Raw genomic sequence first — 619 nt, forward strand, 5'->3', positions numbered from 1 at the left:
TTTTGAATTGGGGCAGGTGGCCACCCAGAGCTATATCGAGTTTGATCTGGACGACATCCGGCAACTGGATATATCCTGCCTCGAACAGGCCTGGCAGGGTCTGATTGCCCGCCACCCCATGTTGCGTGCTGTTATCCTGCCTTCCGGGCAACAGCAGGTTCTCGACGATGTACCAGCGTACTCTATTGCTGTCACCGATCTGCAAGCTCTGGATGACACCACACTGGCCACACGGCTCGCCAGTATTCGCCACACCGAATCCCACCGGGTCAGTGATCCGGGTACCTGGCCTCTCTTTGACTGTCAGTTACTGCAGCTGCCCGGGCAGAAGGGGCGCCTCCTGCTGCGGATCGATGCCCTGATCATGGATGCTGGCAGTATCTTCCTGCTCTTTGCCGAACTGATGGAGCGCTATCAACACCCTGACAAGACCTGGCTACCACTTACCTTCACCTTTCGGGATTATCTGCTGGCTATCCCCGATGATCACCCGGCCCGACTGCGGGATCAAACCTACTGGCTGGACCGGCTGGACAACCTGCCCCCTGCGCCTCAACTGCCCCGGCTTTCGTTGTCCTCTGAAGAGCCTCCCCGTTTTGTCCGCCGAACACTGTCACTC

Annotated in this window: 1 protein-coding gene; it reads left to right on the plus strand. The window is 58.3% G+C overall.

Going from position 1 to position 619, the window contains the following annotated elements:
• Positions 1-619, plus strand: a 619-nt coding sequence (locus E1189_RS03895; RefSeq protein ID WP_230460130.1) for a condensation domain-containing protein, incomplete at both ends; no start/stop codon positions are given.

It is taken from the genome of Parendozoicomonas verongulae (assembly GCF_009711465.1).
GTDB lineage: Bacteria > Pseudomonadota > Gammaproteobacteria > Pseudomonadales > Endozoicomonadaceae > Sansalvadorimonas > Sansalvadorimonas verongulae.